The sequence below is a fragment of the Pedobacter sp. MC2016-24 genome (assembly GCF_015223055.1).
Taxonomy (GTDB): Bacteria; Bacteroidota; Bacteroidia; order Sphingobacteriales; family Sphingobacteriaceae; genus Pedobacter.
Genome location: NZ_JADFBX010000002.1, coordinates 520,189 through 539,542, shown reverse-complemented (window position 1 = coordinate 539,542; position 19,354 = coordinate 520,189). Strand labels below are relative to the sequence as shown.

Annotated in this window: 29 protein-coding genes; 5 read left to right on the top strand and 24 right to left on the bottom strand. The window is 38.1% G+C overall.

The genetic code is table 11. The features are described 5' to 3' along the window. Positions 1 to 4 precede the first annotated feature (4 nt). From IM797_RS07960 to IM797_RS07945, 4 genes are all read left to right on the top strand, one after another. Positions 5 to 433, top strand: a complete 429-nt coding sequence (locus tag IM797_RS07960; RefSeq protein WP_194126563.1) for a GNAT family N-acetyltransferase — start codon at positions 5 to 7, stop codon at positions 431 to 433. A 39-nt stretch (positions 434 to 472) separates the two neighbouring features. After that, on the top strand, positions 473 to 1,588 hold the full coding sequence (locus IM797_RS07955; protein WP_194126562.1) for a M42 family metallopeptidase: 1,116 nt from the start codon (positions 473 to 475) through the stop codon (positions 1,586 to 1,588). Positions 1,589 to 1,675: 87 nt separating this feature from the next. Next, positions 1,676 to 3,226 carry a helicase HerA-like domain-containing protein gene (locus tag IM797_RS07950; RefSeq protein ID WP_194126561.1) on the top strand — a complete coding sequence of 517 codons (1,551 nt, stop codon included), beginning with the start codon at positions 1,676 to 1,678 and terminating at the stop codon, positions 3,224 to 3,226. Positions 3,227 to 3,324: 98 nt separating this feature from the next. Then, positions 3,325 to 4,224: a sugar phosphate nucleotidyltransferase gene (locus tag IM797_RS07945; protein ID WP_194126560.1), complete on the top strand. Its 900-nt coding sequence runs from the start codon at positions 3,325 to 3,327 to the stop codon at positions 4,222 to 4,224. Between the two features lie 72 nt (positions 4,225 to 4,296). Here IM797_RS07945 and dnaK read toward each other — a convergent pair whose 3' ends face one another. Both dnaK and IM797_RS07935 read right to left on the bottom strand, forming a co-directional pair. Continuing rightward, positions 4,297 to 6,213, bottom strand: coding sequence for a molecular chaperone DnaK (gene dnaK / locus IM797_RS07940; protein WP_194126559.1), 1,917 nt, complete (start codon positions 6,211 to 6,213; stop codon positions 4,297 to 4,299). Positions 6,214 to 6,391: 178 nt separating this feature from the next. Further along, complete coding sequence (locus IM797_RS07935) at positions 6,392 to 7,603, bottom strand: SAM-dependent methyltransferase (protein WP_194126558.1); 1,212 nt, start codon at positions 7,601 to 7,603, stop codon at positions 6,392 to 6,394. Between the two features lie 57 nt (positions 7,604 to 7,660). On the opposite strand from IM797_RS07935, the gene IM797_RS07930 reads away from it, so the two are divergent. Beyond that, a complete protein-coding gene (locus IM797_RS07930; RefSeq protein WP_194126557.1) occupies positions 7,661 to 8,215 on the top strand; it encodes a 2'-5' RNA ligase family protein in 555 nt (184 codons plus the stop codon). A 55-nt stretch (positions 8,216 to 8,270) separates the two neighbouring features. Here the strand turns inward: IM797_RS07930 and rplQ are convergent, their stop codons facing one another. The 22 genes from rplQ to rplP all read right to left on the bottom strand — a co-directional run bounded on the left by rplQ (position 8,271) and on the right by rplP (position 19,317). Then, positions 8,271 to 8,825, bottom strand: a complete 555-nt coding sequence (gene rplQ / locus IM797_RS07925; protein WP_194126556.1) for a 50S ribosomal protein L17 — start codon at positions 8,823 to 8,825, stop codon at positions 8,271 to 8,273. An 86-nt stretch (positions 8,826 to 8,911) separates the two neighbouring features. After that, a complete protein-coding gene (locus IM797_RS07920; protein WP_194126555.1) occupies positions 8,912 to 9,904 on the bottom strand; it encodes a DNA-directed RNA polymerase subunit alpha in 993 nt (330 codons plus the stop codon). A 77-nt stretch (positions 9,905 to 9,981) separates the two neighbouring features. Further along, positions 9,982 to 10,590, bottom strand: a complete 609-nt coding sequence (gene rpsD, locus IM797_RS07915; RefSeq protein ID WP_194126554.1) for a 30S ribosomal protein S4 — start codon at positions 10,588 to 10,590, stop codon at positions 9,982 to 9,984. Positions 10,591 to 10,655: 65 nt separating this feature from the next. Then, the gene (gene rpsK, locus IM797_RS07910; protein ID WP_041878538.1) at positions 10,656 to 11,045 is read right to left on the bottom strand and encodes a 30S ribosomal protein S11; all 390 of its coding nucleotides are present in this window, start codon (positions 11,043 to 11,045) and stop codon (positions 10,656 to 10,658) included. Positions 11,046 to 11,066: 21 nt separating this feature from the next. Next, positions 11,067 to 11,444 carry a 30S ribosomal protein S13 gene (gene rpsM / locus IM797_RS07905; RefSeq protein WP_194126553.1) on the bottom strand — a complete coding sequence of 126 codons (378 nt, stop codon included), beginning with the start codon at positions 11,442 to 11,444 and terminating at the stop codon, positions 11,067 to 11,069. 84 nt (positions 11,445 to 11,528) lie between these two features. After that, positions 11,529 to 11,645 (bottom strand): type B 50S ribosomal protein L36, encoded by a 117-nt coding sequence (gene ykgO, locus IM797_RS07900; RefSeq protein WP_082434884.1) that lies wholly within the window; start codon positions 11,643 to 11,645, stop codon positions 11,529 to 11,531. A gap of 1 nt (position 11,646) precedes the next feature. Further along, positions 11,647 to 11,865 (bottom strand): translation initiation factor IF-1, encoded by a 219-nt coding sequence (gene infA / locus IM797_RS07895; RefSeq protein WP_008244555.1) that lies wholly within the window; start codon positions 11,863 to 11,865, stop codon positions 11,647 to 11,649. Between the two features lie 71 nt (positions 11,866 to 11,936). Then, positions 11,937 to 12,722 carry a type I methionyl aminopeptidase gene (gene map, locus IM797_RS07890; RefSeq protein ID WP_194126552.1) on the bottom strand — a complete coding sequence of 262 codons (786 nt, stop codon included), beginning with the start codon at positions 12,720 to 12,722 and terminating at the stop codon, positions 11,937 to 11,939. An 8-nt stretch (positions 12,723 to 12,730) separates the two neighbouring features. Beyond that, a complete protein-coding gene (gene secY, locus IM797_RS07885; protein WP_194126551.1) occupies positions 12,731 to 14,068 on the bottom strand; it encodes a preprotein translocase subunit SecY in 1,338 nt (445 codons plus the stop codon). 3 nt (positions 14,069 to 14,071) lie between these two features. Beyond that, a complete protein-coding gene (gene rplO, locus IM797_RS07880; protein WP_194126550.1) occupies positions 14,072 to 14,518 on the bottom strand; it encodes a 50S ribosomal protein L15 in 447 nt (148 codons plus the stop codon). Positions 14,519 to 14,629: 111 nt separating this feature from the next. Next, positions 14,630 to 14,809: a 50S ribosomal protein L30 gene (rpmD, locus tag IM797_RS07875; protein WP_194126549.1), complete on the bottom strand. Its 180-nt coding sequence runs from the start codon at positions 14,807 to 14,809 to the stop codon at positions 14,630 to 14,632. A 4-nt stretch (positions 14,810 to 14,813) separates the two neighbouring features. Continuing rightward, entirely contained in the window at positions 14,814 to 15,332 is a 519-nt protein-coding gene (gene rpsE / locus IM797_RS07870; protein WP_008244566.1) for a 30S ribosomal protein S5, read from the bottom strand. A gap of 18 nt (positions 15,333 to 15,350) precedes the next feature. Continuing rightward, entirely contained in the window at positions 15,351 to 15,704 is a 354-nt protein-coding gene (gene rplR / locus IM797_RS07865; RefSeq protein ID WP_194126548.1) for a 50S ribosomal protein L18, read from the bottom strand. Between the two features lie 5 nt (positions 15,705 to 15,709). Next, on the bottom strand, positions 15,710 to 16,267 hold the full coding sequence (gene rplF, locus IM797_RS07860) for a 50S ribosomal protein L6 (RefSeq protein WP_090777437.1): 558 nt from the start codon (positions 16,265 to 16,267) through the stop codon (positions 15,710 to 15,712). A gap of 18 nt (positions 16,268 to 16,285) precedes the next feature. After that, entirely contained in the window at positions 16,286 to 16,684 is a 399-nt protein-coding gene (rpsH, locus tag IM797_RS07855) for a 30S ribosomal protein S8 (protein WP_194126547.1), read from the bottom strand. 115 nt (positions 16,685 to 16,799) lie between these two features. Beyond that, positions 16,800 to 17,069 carry a 30S ribosomal protein S14 gene (rpsN, locus tag IM797_RS07850; protein ID WP_012780786.1) on the bottom strand — a complete coding sequence of 90 codons (270 nt, stop codon included), beginning with the start codon at positions 17,067 to 17,069 and terminating at the stop codon, positions 16,800 to 16,802. Beyond that, positions 17,069 to 17,635 (bottom strand): 50S ribosomal protein L5, encoded by a 567-nt coding sequence (rplE, locus tag IM797_RS07845; protein ID WP_194126546.1) that lies wholly within the window; start codon positions 17,633 to 17,635, stop codon positions 17,069 to 17,071. The genes rpsN and rplE overlap by 1 nt, the downstream gene beginning before the upstream one ends. Then, a complete protein-coding gene (gene rplX, locus IM797_RS07840; RefSeq protein ID WP_012780784.1) occupies positions 17,635 to 17,973 on the bottom strand; it encodes a 50S ribosomal protein L24 in 339 nt (112 codons plus the stop codon). The genes rplE and rplX overlap by 1 nt, the downstream gene beginning before the upstream one ends. Before the next feature lies 1 nt (position 17,974). Next, on the bottom strand, positions 17,975 to 18,343 hold the full coding sequence (gene rplN, locus IM797_RS07835; protein ID WP_008244575.1) for a 50S ribosomal protein L14: 369 nt from the start codon (positions 18,341 to 18,343) through the stop codon (positions 17,975 to 17,977). Between the two features lies 1 nt (position 18,344). Continuing rightward, positions 18,345 to 18,599, bottom strand: a complete 255-nt coding sequence (gene rpsQ / locus IM797_RS07830) for a 30S ribosomal protein S17 (RefSeq protein ID WP_133556531.1) — start codon at positions 18,597 to 18,599, stop codon at positions 18,345 to 18,347. Positions 18,600 to 18,612: 13 nt separating this feature from the next. Continuing rightward, positions 18,613 to 18,822, bottom strand: a complete 210-nt coding sequence (rpmC, locus tag IM797_RS07825; protein WP_194126545.1) for a 50S ribosomal protein L29 — start codon at positions 18,820 to 18,822, stop codon at positions 18,613 to 18,615. 72 nt (positions 18,823 to 18,894) lie between these two features. Next, positions 18,895 to 19,317, bottom strand: coding sequence for a 50S ribosomal protein L16 (rplP, locus tag IM797_RS07820; RefSeq protein WP_008244578.1), 423 nt, complete (start codon positions 19,315 to 19,317; stop codon positions 18,895 to 18,897). Positions 19,318 to 19,354: the final 37 nt, after the last annotated feature.

Genomic DNA, 19,354 nt, shown 5'->3' with positions numbered 1-19,354 from the left:
ATTTATGGCTGTACAAATTGAGCAAATCAGATATGAATTAACCTGGCGTATCAGACGGGATGCGATGTATCCCGACGCAGCGTATGAAGTGGTACAACTTAAAGACGATCCAAATGGTTTACATTTTGGCCTATATGCTGAGGATCAGCTGACCGCAGTTGTGTCCCTATTTGATGAAGATGGCATTTACCAATTTAGAAAGTTTGCCACCATTCCAAAGGCACAGGGAAAGGGTTATGGTACTTTGCTGCTGAACCATATTATTGATTATACAAGACAAAGAACCGCAAAAAAAATATGGTGTAACGCAAGGTTATCTGCCATTGAATTTTATACCAGATTTGGCTTTACCGCCAAAGGTGAATCCTTTACTAAAAATGACATTGACTTTGTCATGATGGAGTTACAACTTGATAATAAACTTGAAGGTTAACACCTGATTTATATATTTGTTCATCACAAAAACAGAATAATGGCAAAAAAGAAAGACGAAAAACAGAATCATGTTTCTGTTGTCAATAAAAAATCACTTGAATTTTTTGAAGCATATATCAATAATCCTTCTCCAACCGGATTTGAGTATCCTGGTCAGAAATTATGGTTGGATTATCTGAAACCTTACATCGACGAGAGCTTTATAGACAATTATGGAACCGCGGTAGGTGTAATTAACCCAAAAGCAGATTTTAAAGTTGTGATTGAAGCTCACGCTGATGAAATCTCCTGGTTTGTGAATTACATCACTGCTGATGGATTAATTTATGTCATTCGGAATGGAGGTTCAGATCATCAGATCGCTCCTTCTAAACGCGTAAATATACATACAGACAAAGGCTTGGTCAAAGCCGTTTTTGGATGGCCGGCAATTCATACCCGCCATGGTGGAGAGAAAGAGGAAGCCCCAGCATTAAAAAATATCTTTTTAGATTGCGGATGCACCACTAAAGAGGAAGTAGAAAAGCTTGGCATACACGTTGGTTGTGTAATCACCTATGAAGATGAATTCATGGTACTAAACGACCGTTATTATGTTGGTCGCGCTTTAGACAATCGTGCCGGTGGCTTTATGATTGCCGAAGTAGCGCGTTTACTGAAAGAAAACAACAAAAAACTTCCTTTCGGATTGTATATCGTAAACTCAGTACAGGAAGAGATTGGTTTACGTGGGGCTGAAATGATCGCAGACAGAATTAAACCTCATGTGGCTATTGTTACTGATGTAACCCACGATACCACCACGCCAATGATCAATAAGATCACGCAGGGCGACCTGGCTTGTGGCAAAGGACCTGTAGTTTCTTATGCCCCTGCTGTGCAAACCAATTTGAACAAATTACTGATTAAAACGGCGGAAGAGAATAATATTCCTTTCCAACGTCAGGCTTCATCTCGTTCAACAGGTACAGATACTGATGCATTTGCCTATTCAAATGGTGGCGTTCCTTCTGCATTAATTTCGCTACCCTTACGCTACATGCATACCACGGTAGAAATGATTCATAAAGAAGATGTAGATAATGTAATTAGCTTAATTTACCACGCTCTTTTAAACATTAAGAAAGATCACGATTTTAAATATAATAAATAGTAGCGAAATACCTGTTAATTGAAGCGCGCTTGACAAAATCAGGCGCGCTTTTCTTATTTTTATAAAACAATCATCAAAATTTGCTTTATGAGCGACCAATGTATAAACTTCATCAATAAGATTAAGGCATCTTATCAACCCTCTGGTTCCGCTATTTATCTGGGAGCAGGAATCCTTGACGGAGAGGTATTAGCCGCCGCGGAGATCAATCTCTCTTTAGATATGATGAATCGCCACGGCTTAATTGCAGGGGCAACTGGAACTGGAAAAACAAGAACCTTGCAATTGTTAGCGGAACAATTATCTGATGCTGGAGTTCCCGTTTTTATGCTAGATGTCAAGGGAGACCTTTCAGGTTTGCATCAGGGAGGAGAAAACAATCCAAAAGTAGCAGAAAGAGTAAAAGAATTGAATAAACCTTTTACGCCTTCCGGATTCCCAGTGGAACTTTATTCTCTCTCTGGTAAACTGGGTGCTCAAATGCGTGCTACCGTCCTGGAATTCGGTCCAACCTTATTAGCAAAGGTTCTTGACCTAAACAATACACAAACAGGTGTCTTATCCGTAATTTTCAAATATGCCGACGACAATAAACTTCCGATCATTGACCTGAAAGATCTTAAAAAGTTAGTTTCTTATTTATCCGAAGGAACAGGTGCTGAAGAAATTAAAAGCGATTATGGTAAGATCTCAACAGCTACTTCAGGAACCATCCTTAGAAAAATTGTAACTATAGAACAGCAGGGACTCGGCGCCATGTTTGGAGAAACGTCATTTGATACCGAAGATCTCTTTAACAAAATTGATGGCAAAGGCACCATTAGCCTGCTAAACATTTCTGACGTACAGAGCCAGCCAGTTTTGTATTCTACCTTTCTCCTGAGTCTTTTAGCGGAGATTTTTTACAATATGCCCGAAGTTGGTGACCTCGATAAACCCAAACTGGTTTTCTTTTTTGATGAGGCTCACCTACTGTTCAAAAACTCATCGAAAGCATTTCTGGAACAAATTGAAACCATCATTCGGTTGATCCGTTCCAAAGGAATCGGTATTTTCTTTTGCACCCAATCGCCAACAGATGTACCAGAAAGCATCTTGTCGCAACTAGGAAACCGCATTCAACATGCTTTACGTGTATTTACACCAAATGATGCTGATGCACTTAAGAAAACTGTGAACACCTATCCTCGATCTGATTTTTATAACATAGACAAAATATTAACCTCACTAGGCACCGGACAAGCCGTCATTACGGTATTAAATGAAAAAGGTATTCCGACAGAACTAGCCTCAACGCTACTGAGTCCGCCAAGATCAATTATGGGACCATTAAATGTTGCAGATTATGCTTCGCTTGTGAATTCAAGTGAAATGACTATAAAGTACAAAGATACTGTTGATCCGGAAAGTGCATATGAAATATTAACTAGACGGATAGATGATAAACTAAAAGATGCACAACAGAGTCCGGAAATCGATCAGGAAGTACCAAACAAAGCTGAAAAAAGCATCGTGGAACAGGTCATGGGCGCCACGATTACCCGACAGATTGGCAAAGAAATTGTCAGAGGGCTATTCGGGATGCTAACTGGAAAAAAACCAAGAAGCAGCGGTGGGAAAAGTATCTTTGGGTTTTAGCTAAAAAACTATGCCGAATAAACCAAAAACCTATAACTTAGCAATTTAAAACGTGTAAATTAAACTTTGAATATAAACATTATTACTATTTTCGTTGAATGAAACCTACTTTACTTATACTCGCAGCTGGCATGGCAAGTCGCTATGGCAGCATGAAACAAATTGATGGCTTTGGCCCAAATAATGAAACCATTATTGATTACTCTATATATGATGCAATTAAAGCCGGATTTGGCAAAGTAGTATTCATTATAAAAGAAGAGTTTCTGGAAGATTTTAAAGCCATTTTTGAACCAAAATTAAAGGGCAAGATTGAAACGGACTATGTATTCCAAAATTTTGACCTTAAACAGTTTGGTATCGAAGAAGAAATTTATCGCGAAAAGCCTTGGGGTACTGCCCATGCTATTTTAGCTGCAAGACATGCTATTAAAGAACCTTTCTGCGTAATCAATGCCGATGATTACTATGGCTTTGATGCATTCCAGAAAATGGTTGATTTCTTAAATGATGAGGCTAATGATAGCAATTACGCCATTATTGGTTATCAAATTGGTAAAACGCTCTCTGATTTCGGATCGGTGTCACGTGGCGTTTGCAAAACCAATGATGCCGGTTACCTGGAAGAAATTACAGAGCGCACCCAGGTTTATAAAAAAGATGACGCAATCGTTTACGAAGAAAATGGCACTGAATATCCTTTAGCATATGAGACACCAGTTTCAATGAATTTCTGGGGCTTCACTCCTGCCGTATTCGGACTGACAGAAAAGTTATTTAAAATCTTTGCTATAGAAAACAAAGAAAAGCCTAAAGCAGAGTTCTTTATTCCCTTAATCGGAGAAAACCTGGTTAAAACTGACACAGCAAGCTTTAAAGTAATTCCAACCGATAACCAATGGTTTGGTGTTACCTATAAAGAAGATAAGCCCTTTGTTCAGGCATGTATAGACCAACTCGTTAAGGATGGTACTTATCCTGCAGATCTTTGGAATTAAGTGTATAAAAAACATTAAACAAGAAAGGCCCGATCAATTGATCGGGCCTTTCTTGTTTATATCAATTAACAATTACTTCTTGTCGTCTTTTACTTCTTCAAAATCAACATCAGTAACGTTATCACCGCTATCTTGTGCCTGTCCACTAGCCTGCGCATCAGCACCAGCTTCTGGTTGAGCACCATCCTGACCAGCTTTATACATATCTTCAGAAGCAGCATTCCAAGCTGTTTGTAAAGCTTCCTGAGCAGCATCGATGTCTGCAAAATTTCTCGAAGCATGTGCTGCTTTCAATTTTGTCAAACCTTCTTCGATAGGTGCTTTTTTATCAGCAGAGATTTTATCACCGAACTCTTTCAGTTGTTTCTCTGTAGAGAAAATTAAAGCGTCAGCACTATTGATTTTTTCTGCTTCTTCCTTAGCTACTCTATCCGCATCTGCATTCTGCTCAGCTTCTTCTTTCATCTTTTTGATCTCTTCATCAGTCAGACCAGAAGAGGCTTCAATACGAATTTTTTGCTCTTTACCTGTTGCTTTATCTTTAGCTGATACATGCAGGATACCATTTGCATCAATATCAAACGCAACTTCTACCTGCGGAACTCCACGTGGAGCTGGTGGGATACCATCCAAAATGAAACGGCCAATAGTACGGTTCTGAGCAGCCATTGGACGCTCGCCTTGTAAAATATGGATCTCAACTGAAGGCTGGTTATCAGCTGCTGTAGAGAAAGTTTCTGCTTTTTTAGATGGAATTGTTGTATTTGCTTCGATCAGTTTAGTCATTACACCACCCATAGTTTCAATACCTAAAGAAAGTGGGGTAACATCTAACAACAATACATCTTTAACTTCTCCAGTCAAGACACCACCTTGGATTGCAGCACCAATAGCTACAACCTCATCAGGGTTTACACCTTTAGAAGGTTCTTTCCCAAAGAAAGCTTTAACTGCTTCCTGGATAGCAGGCATACGGGTAGAACCACCAACAAGGATGATTTCATCAATGTCACTAGTTTTCAAACCAGCATTTTTCAAAGCAGATCTGCATGGATCAATTGTACGTTTGATCAAATCACCAGCCAACTGCTCAAATTTAGCACGGCTCAACGTTCTTACCAAGTGTTTAGGACCGGTTGCATCCGCAGTGATGTAAGGCAAGTTGATTTCAGTAGAAGTTGTACTGGAAAGCTCAATTTTAGCTTTCTCAGCAGCTTCTTTTAAACGTTGTAATGCCATTGGATCTTGATGTAAGTCCATGCCATACTCATTTTTAAATTCGCCTGCTAACCACTCAATAATGATGTGATCAAAATCATCACCACCTAAGTGTGTATCTCCGTCTGTTGATTTTACTTCAAATACACCATCACCCAATTCCAATACAGAAACGTCATGAGTACCACCACCACAGTCAAACACAACAATTTTCATGTCTTTGTGTGCTTTATCTAAACCGTAAGCTAAAGCAGCAGCCGTTGGCTCGTTGATGATACGTTTTACAGTTAAACCAGCAATTTCACCAGCTTCTTTCGTAGCTTGACGTTGTGCGTCGTTAAAGTATGCAGGTACAGTAATAACCGCCTCTGTAACTTCATGACCTAAAAAGTCTTCAGCTGTTTTTTTCATCTTCTGCAAGATCATTGCAGAAAGTTCTTGTGGCGTATATTTACGGTCGTCAATTTCTACACGTGGTGTATTATTATCACCTTTTACCACTTTATAAGGTACACGCCCTATTTCTTTAGCAACTTCAGCGTAGCTGCTGCCCATAAAGCGTTTAATCGAATAAATTGTTTTTGTTGGGTTTGTGATCGCCTGACGTTTAGCCGGCTCGCCTACCTTACGCTCTCCATTTTCTGCAAAAGCAACAATGGATGGTGTAGTACGTTTACCCTCACTGTTGGCTATAACTACAGGTTCGTTACCTTCCATTACGGCTACGCAAGAGTTTGTTGTTCCTAAGTCTATACCAATAATTTTTGACATGTTATTTATCTCTGTTTATGTTATGAAATCTTTTTATTTATACTATTGTTATCTGATTAACAACCAATGTGCCAATTGAGTTTTGGCAGATTTTATTGAAAATATCCATGAATTATAGAATTTTATGTCCGAATGCTGTTACAAAAATGTGACAGTATGACAGAAATCAATCCTAACCTTAGTTATCGAGTTCTAAAAGACGTTCCAAATGATGATAACCAATTCCGAAGTAAGCTTTTGTCTCTGCGATTTTCTTCTTGATGTCGGCCTTTCTCCCTTCCCTGGCCTGCTCCTGCTGTGATGTAATCATTGTTTTTGTACCTACAATCAATACATTTTTAGGCGTGTGTGCATCGGATATAAATTCAAAAACTTTTGTTTTATATCCAAAATACTCCAGAATCAGTGCACGAATACCGTCAGTAACCATTTCAGCCTGACGCTCCATAAATATTCCGTGCTTCGTCAGTACAGAAATTTCATTTTTTACCTTATTTTTTTCCATTTCTCTTCTGATCTGCTTATGGCAGCAGGGAGCTACTACAATCAGTTTAGAGTTCGCTTTAATACCTTTAAAAATAGCGTCATCTGTAGCAGTATCACAGGCATGTAGTGCAATCAAAAGATCAATGTCAGTAACATTATAATCTTGTATGGTTCCTTCCACAAACCGCAAGTGTCTAAAAGCTGAACGTTCAGCAATGGCGTTGCACAAAAGAACCAAATCTTCCCTATATTCCACACCAGTAACACTCGCGTGTCCGCCCATTACCACATTGAGGTAATCATACAACGCAAACGTGAGATAACCTTTTCCAGAGCCCATATCAACAACACTCTTAATGCTGCCTGCAGGTAATTCTTTAATCAGGCTATTTAAAATTTCTACGTACTGGTTAATCTGTTTGTACTTATCCTGCGCATTTTTGAAAACATTTCCATCGGCATCGGTCAGCTTAAGCTCAGTAAGATATTGTTTCCCGGCAGGCTGAATCAAACGTTTCTTTTCCTTGTTGTGCGACAAGTCGGGTTGAAGTGCTTTTCCAATTAGACGCTCACGCAAGGTGATCAATTGCTTTTTCCCCTGTTCAATAATGACTTCTTTCTCCGAGGTAAATAAAGTCGAAATTTTAAAATCATTACTCGCAAAATTGCCAATCAAGTTAACCCCTTCGACTATAGGAAAATTTTTAATGATATCGCGCGTCTTATAGCGGTAAGTGAAAGAGAGCATATCCACTCTTTTTATCTTCACTTTACGCACATAAACATTTTTAAGCTCCTTTTCATTTCCCTGGTAGTTTCCCATAGAAACTTTAACAAATGCGTTGTTTAGAATACTCTCCGACAGCTGATCCTTAAATTGCTGTAAACTGAATTGATTAGACATGAAATTTGATTACAGTGCAAAGATACCCTTTTAGACAGGGATTCGTAAATTAGCTTTATGGAATACCTATTTTTTGTCGCCATTCTTCCTCCACCAAAGATAACTGATGACATTGAGGAAATCAGGAACCAGTGTTCAGTAGACTATAAGGTATATACCGCCCTAAAGCCGCCGGTACATATTACATTAATACCGCCATTTAAATTGGAAAAAGAGTTAGAAATAAAGCTAGTCTCCAGTTTGGAACAAAGTAGTCGTTTTGAACCTTTTGAGCAACAACTGCAGGATTATGGAGGCTTTCCACCACGAGTTGTATTTATAAATGCCAATAAGAATCCAGGCATAATGGCCTTAAATAAAATCCTTAAAGAGAAATTAAACCGCTTTCTTAAAGAAAGTGCCGGATCATTTAATCCACACATCACCATCGCGTACAGGGACGTAGAACCTTTAGTTTATGGACAGATTATGGAGGCCTACAGCAAACGACGCTTCCGGGAAACTTTCACTGTAGACAAGTTTACTTTATTAAGGCATGACGGCCAGAAATGGAATCGCTACAAAGAATTTGAATCAAAGCCTGGACACGATCAATATACCCTAGATATCTAAAAACAAAAACCCCAACCGATATGGTTGGGGTTTTCTTATAATGATCAGGGAATAATTATTCGCCTTTATCTTCTTTAGGTGCTTCAGCTTCTGGAGTTTCTTCAACTGCAGGTGCTTCTTCAACAGCCGCTTCAACTTTAATATCAGCAGTTTTTTCATCTTTTGCTTCAGAAGCATCAGATTTTTTAGCTTTACTTCTACCGCGACGAGTTGTCTTCTTCTCAGCAGATTCAGCTTCTTTACCATAAACCTCATTGTAATCAACCAATTCGATCAATGCCATTTCAGCATTATCTCCTAAACGATTGTTTAACTTAATGATTCTGGTATAACCACCCGGACGGTTTGCAACTTTAGCTGCGATATCGCGGAATAATTCAGTAACAGTTTCTTTATCTTGCAAATAGCTAAATACAATACGACGTGAGTGTGTGGTATCCGTTTTAGATTTTGTAATGATTGGCTCAACATACATACGCAAAGCTTTTGCTTTCGCTAAAGTAGTTGAAATCCTTTTGTGTTTAATTAACGATGAAGCCATGTTAGCCAACATCGCTTTACGATGTGAATCTGTTCTTCCTAAGTGGTTGTTTTTCTTACCGTGTCTCATTTTTTGATTTATTGAGTGTATACCGTCTCTGTGAACTTAATCTGAGGGAATTATACACCATTAACAATATGTTATTTATTTGCTTGTTATTCTTCGTCTAATTTAAACTTCGATAAGTTCATACCGAAAGATAAACTTTTAGATTTTACAAGCTCCTGGATCTCTGTTAAAGATTTTTTACCGAAGTTTCTGAATTTTAACATATCAGCAACATCATAAGAAACCAGATCAGCAAGGGTGCGGATATCAGCTGCTTTAAGGCAATTCAATGCACGAACCGATAAATCTAAATCAACCAATTCAGTTTTCAGGATCTTACGCATATGTAAAATTTCCTCGTCAACTTCTTTAGTCTCTTCTTTAGCTTGAGATTCCAATACCAGGTTCTCATCAGAGAACAACATAAAGTGCTGGATCAAGATTTTAGCAGCTTCTTTAAGTGCCTCCTCAGGATGGATAGACCCATCTGTAGAGATATCCAATATTAATTTTTCATAATCTGTTTTTTGTTCAACACGATAATTTTCGATCGTGTATTTTACATTTTTCATTGGGGTAAAGATCGAATCGATCGCAATTACGCCAACAACAGCATCATTGATTTTATTTTCTTCAGCAGGTACATAACCACGTCCTTTATTAATGGTCAATTCCACTTCTAAAGTAACAGATTTCTCCATGTTACAGATAACGAAATCAGGGTTAAGAACCTCGAAATTATTAGAGAATTTAGTAATGTCACCAGCAACAAACTGCTCCTGTCCATTTACCAAAATAAATACTTTCTCTGAATCGCCAGCATCACCAGATTTTTTGAAACGTACTTGTTTCAAATTAAGAATGATTTCTGTCAAGTCTTCTACAACACCTTTCATTGTAGAGAACTCATGAGATACGCCTGAAAAACGAATACTTGTAATGGCATAACCTTCTAAAGAAGAAAGCAATATTCTTCTCAAGGCATTACCAATTGTTACACCGAAACCGGGCTCTAAAGGACGGAACTCAAATGTACCATCGAAATCAGTAGATTTCTGCATGATTACTTTATCGGGTTTCTGAAATGCTAAAATTGCCATTTATAATGTTTTTAGATCGTTATTAAAATTATGTAACGTAAAACAGTTAATTGCCCGTAGGCAATTAACTAAATATATTACTTAGAGTATAACTCTACTATAAGGTTTTCTTTGATATTTTCTGGTATCTCGTCGCGGTTTGGATAAGCCAGGAACTTACCTGTAAGTTCTCTTGCATCCCAGTCTAACCAATTGAATTTATTGATTACTCTACCAGCTACAGAATTTGTAATAGCTTCTAAAGTTTTAGACTTTTCGCGTACTGCGATAACATCACCAGCTTTCAATTGATAAGATGGAATATTTACTACTTCACCGTTAACTGTTACGTGTTTATGGCTAACTAACTGGCGTGCAGCTGAACGAGTTGTAGCAATCCCTAATCTGTAAACTGTGTTATCTAAACGAGCTTCTAATAATTGTAATAAGTTATCACCTGTAATACCTCCACGTGCAGACGCTTTAGTAAATAAGTTACGGAACTGACGCTCTAATACACCATAAGTATATTTCACTTTTTGCTTTTCCATTAACTGTACTGCGTACTCAGATTGTTTTCCTCTTCTTTTGGAAGCACCGTGCTGTCCAGGAGGATAGTTTTTTCTGTCTAGTACTTTATCAGGGCCGAAAATTGGCTCTCTGAACTTACGGGCGATTTTGGACTTTGGTCCTGTATATCTTGCCATTGCTTTTTGTTTTAAAGTATCATACAGCCTTACGCTGCAGACTCTTAGCTTTAAAAATTAATAAATTAAACTCTTCTCTTCTTAGGAGGACGACATCCATTGTGTGGAAGCGGTGTAATATCTTTGATCGAGGTTACTTCGATGCCTGAAATTTGCAATGTTCTAATTGCAGATTCACGACCAGAACCTGGACCTTTAACAAATACTTCTACTTTACGCAGACCTAAGTCAAATGCTACTTTACCGCAATCAGATGCAGCTTGTCCTGCAGCATATGGAGTGTTCTTTTTAGAACCTTTGAATCCCATTTTACCTGCTGAAGACCATGAAATAGTTTGACCATTGTTATTTGTTAAGGTAACAATGATATTGTTAAAAGTAGCATTGATGTGTGCCTGTCCAACAGGCTCGATAACAACAATACGCTTTTTGGTAACTTTTTTACTCTTAGCCATAATTATTATTCAGTACTAATTTTATTTAGTAGCTTTTTTCTTGTTAGCAACTGTTTTTCTCTTGCCTTTACGTGTACGAGAATTGTTTTTAGTACGTTGACCACGTACCGGCAAACCTTTTCTGTGACGTAAACCACGGTAACATCCGATATCCATTAAACGTTTAATGTTTAACTGAACTTCCGAACGTAAAGCACCTTCTACTTTTACACCGTCGTTGATGATGGTACGAATTGCTGATAACTCATCATCAGACCAATCCTGTACTTTCTTGTTAAAATCGATACCTGCTTCCGTCAATATACGTTGTGCAGTTGCTTTACCTACTCCGAAGATATAAGTTAGCCCAATTTCACCTCTTTTGTTTCTTGGTAAATCAATACCTGATATCCTTGCCATATTTTATACTAATGTTTGATTATTTGATGGTACGCCAGATTGAGTAACCTGTACATCCAATCTAAATCATACTTCAATAACTTCTTAACCTTGACGCTGCTTAAATTTAGGGTTCTTTTTGTTAATTACATAAAGCTTACCCTTACGACGAATAATTTTGCAATCAGCGCTGCGTTTTTTAATTGATGACCTAACTTTCATTTTATTTATATCTATAAGTAATCCTGCCTTTTGATAAATCGTAAGGCGACATCTCTAATTTGACTTTGTCCCCTGGTAAAATTTTGATGTAGTGCATCCGCATTTTTCCAGAAATATGAGCGATTATCTCATGTCCGTTTTCAAGTTCAACCCGAAACATCGCATTTGATAATGCTTCTCTTATTACACCGTCTTGTTCAATTGAGGCTTGTTTAGCCATATAATATTGATTTTTACTTAATTAGCTGCTATTAAACAGGGTTGCAAAATTAAATAAAAAAATTTAATTATTTATCTTTTTTCTTTTAAAACTTCTTCAATAAGAGAAAAGGTAGATAAAACATCTGCATTACCCTTTTTTACTGCAACAGTGTGTTCAAAATGGGCCGACGGTCTGTTATCCTTACTGGTCACAGTCCATCCATCTGACCAAAATTTTACACCTGCTGTTCCTGCATTGATCATCGGTTCAATGGCAATTACCATCCCCTCTTCCAACTTCATACCACTTCCCCGCTTTCCATAATTTGGCACTTCTGGTTTTTCGTGTAATTTAACACCAACACCATGACCTACCAATTCACGTACTACTCCAAATCCATTAGTCTCAGCATGAGCCTGCACAGCAAGCCCGATATCTCCGATCCTCGATCCAACAACGGCCTTTTCAATAGCAAGCTTTAAGCATTCCTGTGTTACTTCTACAAGCTTTTGCTTCTCTGCATCAATTTCCCCTATGGAGAAAGTATAAGCAGAGTCGCCATAGAAATTGTTCTTGATTACACCACAATCAACTGAAATCAAATCACCTTCCTGAATCACATAATCACCTGGAAATCCATGAACAACCTGCTCATTTGGTGAAATACATAAAGAGTAAGGAAAACCGTTATAATTCAGGAACGCGGGGATTGCCCCATGATCCTGAATAAAAGTTTCTGCAAGATCATTCAACTGCTTTGTAGTCACTCCCGGCGCAATGATTCTGGCTACTTCCGCCAGTGTCTCTGATACCAGGAGAGAACTTATTCTAATCAGCTCTATCTCTTCCTGAGATTTATAATAGATCTTAGACATCAGTAATGTTAAATCACTGCATTACTACCGCTCGCAGCAGGTATACCTGTACGACCAGTTACTCTACCAGTTTTCATCAATCCGTCATAATGACGCATCAACAGATAACTTTCGATTTGCTGTAATGTATCTAAAACTACACCTACCAGAATTAATAAAGAGGTTCCACCGTAGAAATGTGCAAACTCGGACTTAATTCCAAATTTAACCGCTAATGAAGGCAAGATAGCAATGATAGCCAGAAAGACAGCACCTGGGAAGGTGATCTTCGAAATCACATCATCGATAAATGAGGAAGTTGCTAAACCTGGTTTGATACCTGGAATGAACCCCCCGTTTTTCTTCATGTCATCCGACATTTGAGTCGGGTTGACCGTAATAGCGGTATAAAAGAATGTAAATGCAATAATTAAAAATGCAAAGGTTAAACTATAAGCTAGTGAAGTATAATCACTGAACTGTATCAACCAAGTGTTTTGTAATGAAGGGAAGAAACCTGTTAACGTTGCAGGAATAAACATCAATGCCTGAGCAAAAATGATCGGCATAACACCTGCAGCATTCACTTTTAACGGAATGTACTGTCTAACTCCACCAAACTGTCTGTTTCCAACAATTCGTTTCGCATATTGAACAGGCACCTTACGTACCCCCTGAACAATCATGATGGTAAACATAACTACCGCAAATAAGGCAACAATCTCCAATACAAGAGCGATCAATCCACCGCCTTCACCAACCAATCTCGAAGTGATCTCCTGGTAAAGTGCAATTGGCAAACGTGCTATAATACCAACCATAATGATCAGTGATATACCGTTACCAATACCTTTATCAGTAATTTTTTCTCCCAGCCACATCACAAATAATGTACCTGCGGCTAAAACAAAAGTGGCTAAAACAAAGAACAAGGTATGATCAATAACGATCGCCTCTACCGGAACCTGGGTTTTAACATAACCAACAGCCTGTACTGCTGTAATAGCTACAGTCAGGTAACGGGTTATCTGATTAAGTTTATTTCTACCACTTTCACCTTCTTTTTGCATTTTTTGAAAAGAAGGGACAGCAATTCCCAAGAGCTGAACTACAATTGACGCAGAAATATAAGGCATTACCCCTAAGGCCAGAATAGATACACGTGAAAAAGATCCACCTGCAAACATATCCAATAAACCCAAAAGGCCGGACTTCGTGTTATCACCTAAAAGATTTGCATCTACTCCAGGTAAAACCACGTGAGAGACAAACCTGTAAATCAAAAGAATCATGAGCGTATAAACTATACGCTCTTTCAATTCCTGAATTTTCCAAATATTACTTAAAGTAGTGAACAGCTTCTTCATTAATTACAATTTTTCGATTGAGCCACCAACAGCCTCAATAGCTTTTTGTGCAGTTGCAGAAAAAGCATGTGCTTTAACTTCTATCTTAGATTTAACTTCACCACGACCTAAAATTTTAACCAAGTCGTTTTTAGATGCCAAACCATGTTGTTGCAAGGTAGCGAAATCTATGCTTGACAAGTTAAATTTCTCTGCCAAACCTTGTAATACGTCTAAGTTTACACCTACGTACTCTACACGGTTAATTGGCTTGAAACCTACTTTTGGTACACGACGTTGTAATGGCATCTGTCCACCTTCAAAACCAATTTTAGTTTTGTGGCCAGAACGAGATCCAGCACCTTTATGACCACGGGTGGAAGTTCCACCACGGCCAGATCCTGTACCACGACCAATTCGTTTATTATTTTTAGTGGAACCTACTGCAGGTTTTAAATTACTTAAGTTCATTTTTGAAACTTATTGTGCTGCCCTTCGCTTTCACTAATCAGGGCAACGGTTAAACAATATATAAAGGTTGCAAATGTAATTATATTAACCACATTTACAACCTTTAAATAATTATATACTCTCTATAGCTACTAAGTGATTCACTTTTCTTACCATTCCAATAATGGCAGCGTTCGCTTCTACTTCTACACTCTGGTTCATTTTAGTTAAACCTAAAGCTTGCATCGTTCTTTTCTGGCGTTCGCTTCTATCGATAATGCTTTTTATCTGGGTTATTTTGATCTTAGCCATAATATTATCCGTTAAAAACTTTATTTAAATCAACACCACGTTGTTGTGCTACTGTATAAGCATCACGCATTTTAGTTAAAGCATCAACAGTTGCTTTTACCACGTTGTGAGGATTTGATGAACCTTTTGATTTCGCCAATACGTTGTGTACACCAGCGCTTTCTAATACAGCACGCATCGCACCACCAGCAATAACACCGGTACCAACCGCTGCAGGTTTGATCAATACAAAACCTCCAGAAAATTTACCGATTTGCTCGTGAGGAACAGTACCGTTTAACAAAGGAACTTTTACTAAGTTTTTCTTTGCATCATCGATACCTTTTGCAATTGCCTCTGTTACCTCTTTCGCTTTACCCAATCCGTAACCCACGATACCGTTTTCATCTCCAACAACCACGATTGCCGAGAAGCTGAAAGTACGACCACCTTTGGTTACTTTGGCTACACGTTGTATGCTAACTAAACGATCTTTTAATTCGATCTCGCTAGTCTTAACTCTTTTTATATTGATAGTTGACATTCTTATCTAATTTTCAGATTAAAATACTAAACCAGCTTCGCGAGCACCTTCAGCCAGCGATTTAACGCGACCGTGGTATAAATAGCCGTTTCTATCGAAAACAACTTCTTTAATACCTGCTGCTATTGCTTTTTCAGCTACTAATTTACCTACAGCTACTGATTGATCAGATTTGCTGCCAGTACCAGAAAAGTCTTTAGATAAAGATGACGCTGATACAATTGTATTGCCGGTTACGTCGTTAATGATTTGAGCATAAATTCCTTTATTGCTTCTATAAACCGATAAACGTGGACGGCTTTCGGAACCTGTTAATCTTTTTCTGATTCCTTTTTTTATACGATCTCTACGAGATAATTTTTTCCCTGCCATGATGATTATTTTTTAGAAGCTGATTTACCTGCTTTTCTTCTTAACACTTCGCCTACAAACTTGATACCTTTACCTTTATATGGCTCTGGTGCACGTAACGAACGGATTTTCGCCGCTACCTGTCCGATCAGTTGTTTGTCAATACTTTCTAAAATGATTTTAGGAGTCTGACCTTTTTCTGAGGTTGTTGTTACTTTAATTTCTTCTGGCAATTGGAAAACATAGTGGTGGGAATAACCCAAAACCAAGTCTAAAGTGTTGCCTGTGTTTGTAGCACGGTAACCAACACCAACTAGTTCTTGAGAAATTTTGTAACCTTCAGTTACACCTACAACCATATTGTTAATCAAAGCACGGTATAAACCATGTAATGCTTTGTGTCTTTTTTGCTCTGAAGGGCGTTGTACTGTTAATACACCTTCTTCTTGACTTACAGTGATATCTGAATCTACTGCTTGAGTTAATTCTCCCTTAGGGCCTTTAACAGTTACTACATTATCTTTAGATACGGTAATTGTTACGCCTGCAGGTACATTAATTGGGGCTTTTCCTACTCTTGACATTTTGTTATCCTCCTTTAATTAATAAACGTGACACAAAACTTCGCCACCAATGTTAAGTCTGGCCGCTTCTTTATCTGTCATTACACCTTTAGATGTAGACAAAATTGCGATACCCAAACCGTTTAATACTCTCGGCATATTCTCTACACCGGCATATTGCCTCAAACCTGGCTTGCTAATACGGGTTAACGTACGGATAGCTGATATTTTTGTAATAGCATTATATTTTAAAGCTATTTTAATCGTGCCCTGAACAGTACTGTCCTCGAATTTGTAGTTGGCAATGTAACCTTTATCAAAAAGAACTTTAGTGATTTCTTTTTTCAGGTTTGACGCAGGAATCTCAACAATTCTGTGATTTGCCTTGATGGCATTTCTTACTCTTGTAAGATAATCTGCTATTGGATCTGTATTCATTTTTGTATAGTTGTGATAGTGGTTTCCTTTCCGAACCATTCGGAACGACCTTCCATCGGTTAAATTTTTATTTCATTACCAAGGTCTTGAAACCAAGGTAAAAAAGTAAGCTGTATTACCAGCTTGCTTTTCTTACTCCAGGAATTTTACCTGCTAAAGCCATATCGCGGAACAATACCCTTGATATACCGAAAGTACGCATATATCCACGAGGACGACCAGTTAACTTACAACGGTTGTGCAAACGTACAGCCGATGAGTTTTTTGGTAATTTATCTAATCCTTCGTAATCACCTGCAGCTTTTAATTCTGCACGTTTCTCAGCATACTTAGCAACCAATTTTTGGCGCTTAATTTCGCGAGCTTTTACACCTTCTTTTGCCATTATTGCTCTGTTTTTTGATTTTTAAATGGTAATCCAAATTGTTTTAACAATTCCAATGCCTCAACATCAGTGGTAGCAGAGGTTACAAAAGTAATATCCATACCTAAAATCTTATTGATTTTGTCGATGTTGATCTCAGGGAAGATGATCTGCTCAGTTACACCTAAAGTGTAATTTCCTTTTCCATCAAAACCTTTATCGTTGATACCTTTGAAATCACGGATACGTGGCAAAGCTACGGAAATTAAACGATCTAAAAACTCATACATGTTGTTGTCACGTAAAGTTACACGTACACCTACTGGCATACCTTTACGCAATTTAAAGTTTGAGATATCTTTTTTAGATTTTGCTCCAACTGCTTGCTGACCTGCGATTGTAGTCATCTCTAAAATAGAGCTGTCCATAATCTTTTTGTCAGTTACAGAGAAACGCCCAACACCCTGGTTGATTGCGATTTTCTCTAACTTAGGAACCTGCATAACGCTCTTGTAATTGAACTTGTCTTTAAGTGCAATTACAATTTCCTCTTTATATTTACTTTTTAATCTTGGTACGTAAGCCATTATTTGATCTCCTCTCCTGATTTTTTAGATACCCTAACTAATTTCCCATCAGCATTAAGCTTTCTGCCAACGCGCGTAGTTGCACCTGTTTTAGGATCAATCAGCGCTACGTTAGAAATATGAAGAGCAGCCTCTTTTTTAATGATACCACCATTAGGGGTAGCAGCATTTGGTTTTGTATGTTTTGATACAAGGTTAACACCTTCTACAAGAATTCTGCTTTTAGAAATTAATACTGAAAGCACAGTACCTTGTTGGCCCTTTGAATCGCCAGCTATAACCTTTACTAAATCTCCTTTACGGATTTTAATTTTTGGTGTAGTTACTTTATTTTTCATTTTATAATACCTCCGGTGCTAATGATACAATTTTCATGAATTGTTTTTCACGCAGTTCTCTTGCTACCGGGCCAAAAATACGTGTACCACGCGGCTCATCTTGTGCATTTAATAATACTGCTGCATTGTCGTCAAAACGAATGTAAGAACCATCCTTACGTCTGATCTCTTTTTTCGTTCTTACCACTACTGCTTTAGAAACTGTTCCTTTCTTAATGTTTCCTGAAGGCAATGCGCTTTTAACGGTAACAACGATTTTGTCACCGATAGAAGCATATCTTTTTCCAGTACCACCAAGTACACGGATAACCAATACTTCTTTTGCGCCGCTATTATCGGCTACGTTTAATCTTGATTCCTGTTGTACCATCTTATTTAGCCCTTTCTAAAATTTGCACCAATCTCCAGTTCTTGTTTTTACTCAGCGGACGAGTCTCCATGATCAGTACTGTATCTCCAATACCGCAATCGTTTTTCTCGTCATGAGCCATAAATTTGGTAGTTTTCTTAACAAACTTACCATAGATCGGGTGTTTCACTTTACGTTCTACCGCTACAACAACAGATTTATCCATCTTGTTGCTTACCACCAACCCGGTTCTTGTTTTTCTTAATTGTCTTTCCATTTCGACTCTAAAGTTATTTAGTTTCAGTAGCAGACTGAGCTTTACGCTTAGTCACTTCAGTATTTAATCGGGCAATATCCTTCCTTACCTTATTGATGCGGCTTGGATTTTCTATAGCCGAAATTGTATGCGCAAACTTTAACTTCACTAAGTTTTCGGTCTCTTCTGCAATCCTGGCTACTAGCTCTTCTTGTGAAAGCCCTGTAATTTCTGAGTTCTTCATTTTATTAATTTTTATTTTGCGGGTCCAGAGGTTATAATAACAAGTTACTTACAACATTCAACCCTACACTAATTATGCTTCTACGTAATCTCTACGTACTACAAATTTTGTTTGAATCGGTAATTTTTGAGCTGCTAAACGCATCGCTTCTTTAGCAATTTCTAAAGGAACACCTTCTGCTTCAAAAATAATACGTCCGGGTCTAACAACGGCAACCCAGTATTCAGGGGCACCTTTACCTTTACCCATACGTACCTCAGCTGGTTTCTTAGTTACCGGTTTGTCCGGGAATATTCTAATCCATACCTGACCTTCACGTTTCATGAAACGAGTTACCGCGATACGGGCTGCCTCTATCTGACGACTGGTGATCCAGGTCGACTCTAAAGATTTGATCCCAAAAGATCCGAATGATAATTCAGCACCACGAGTTGCTAAACCTTTCATTCTGCCCTTCTGCATCTTTCTGAACTTCGTTCTTTTTGGCTGTAACATTTTATTTTAATATTATCGTTAAACGATCTGTTAACTA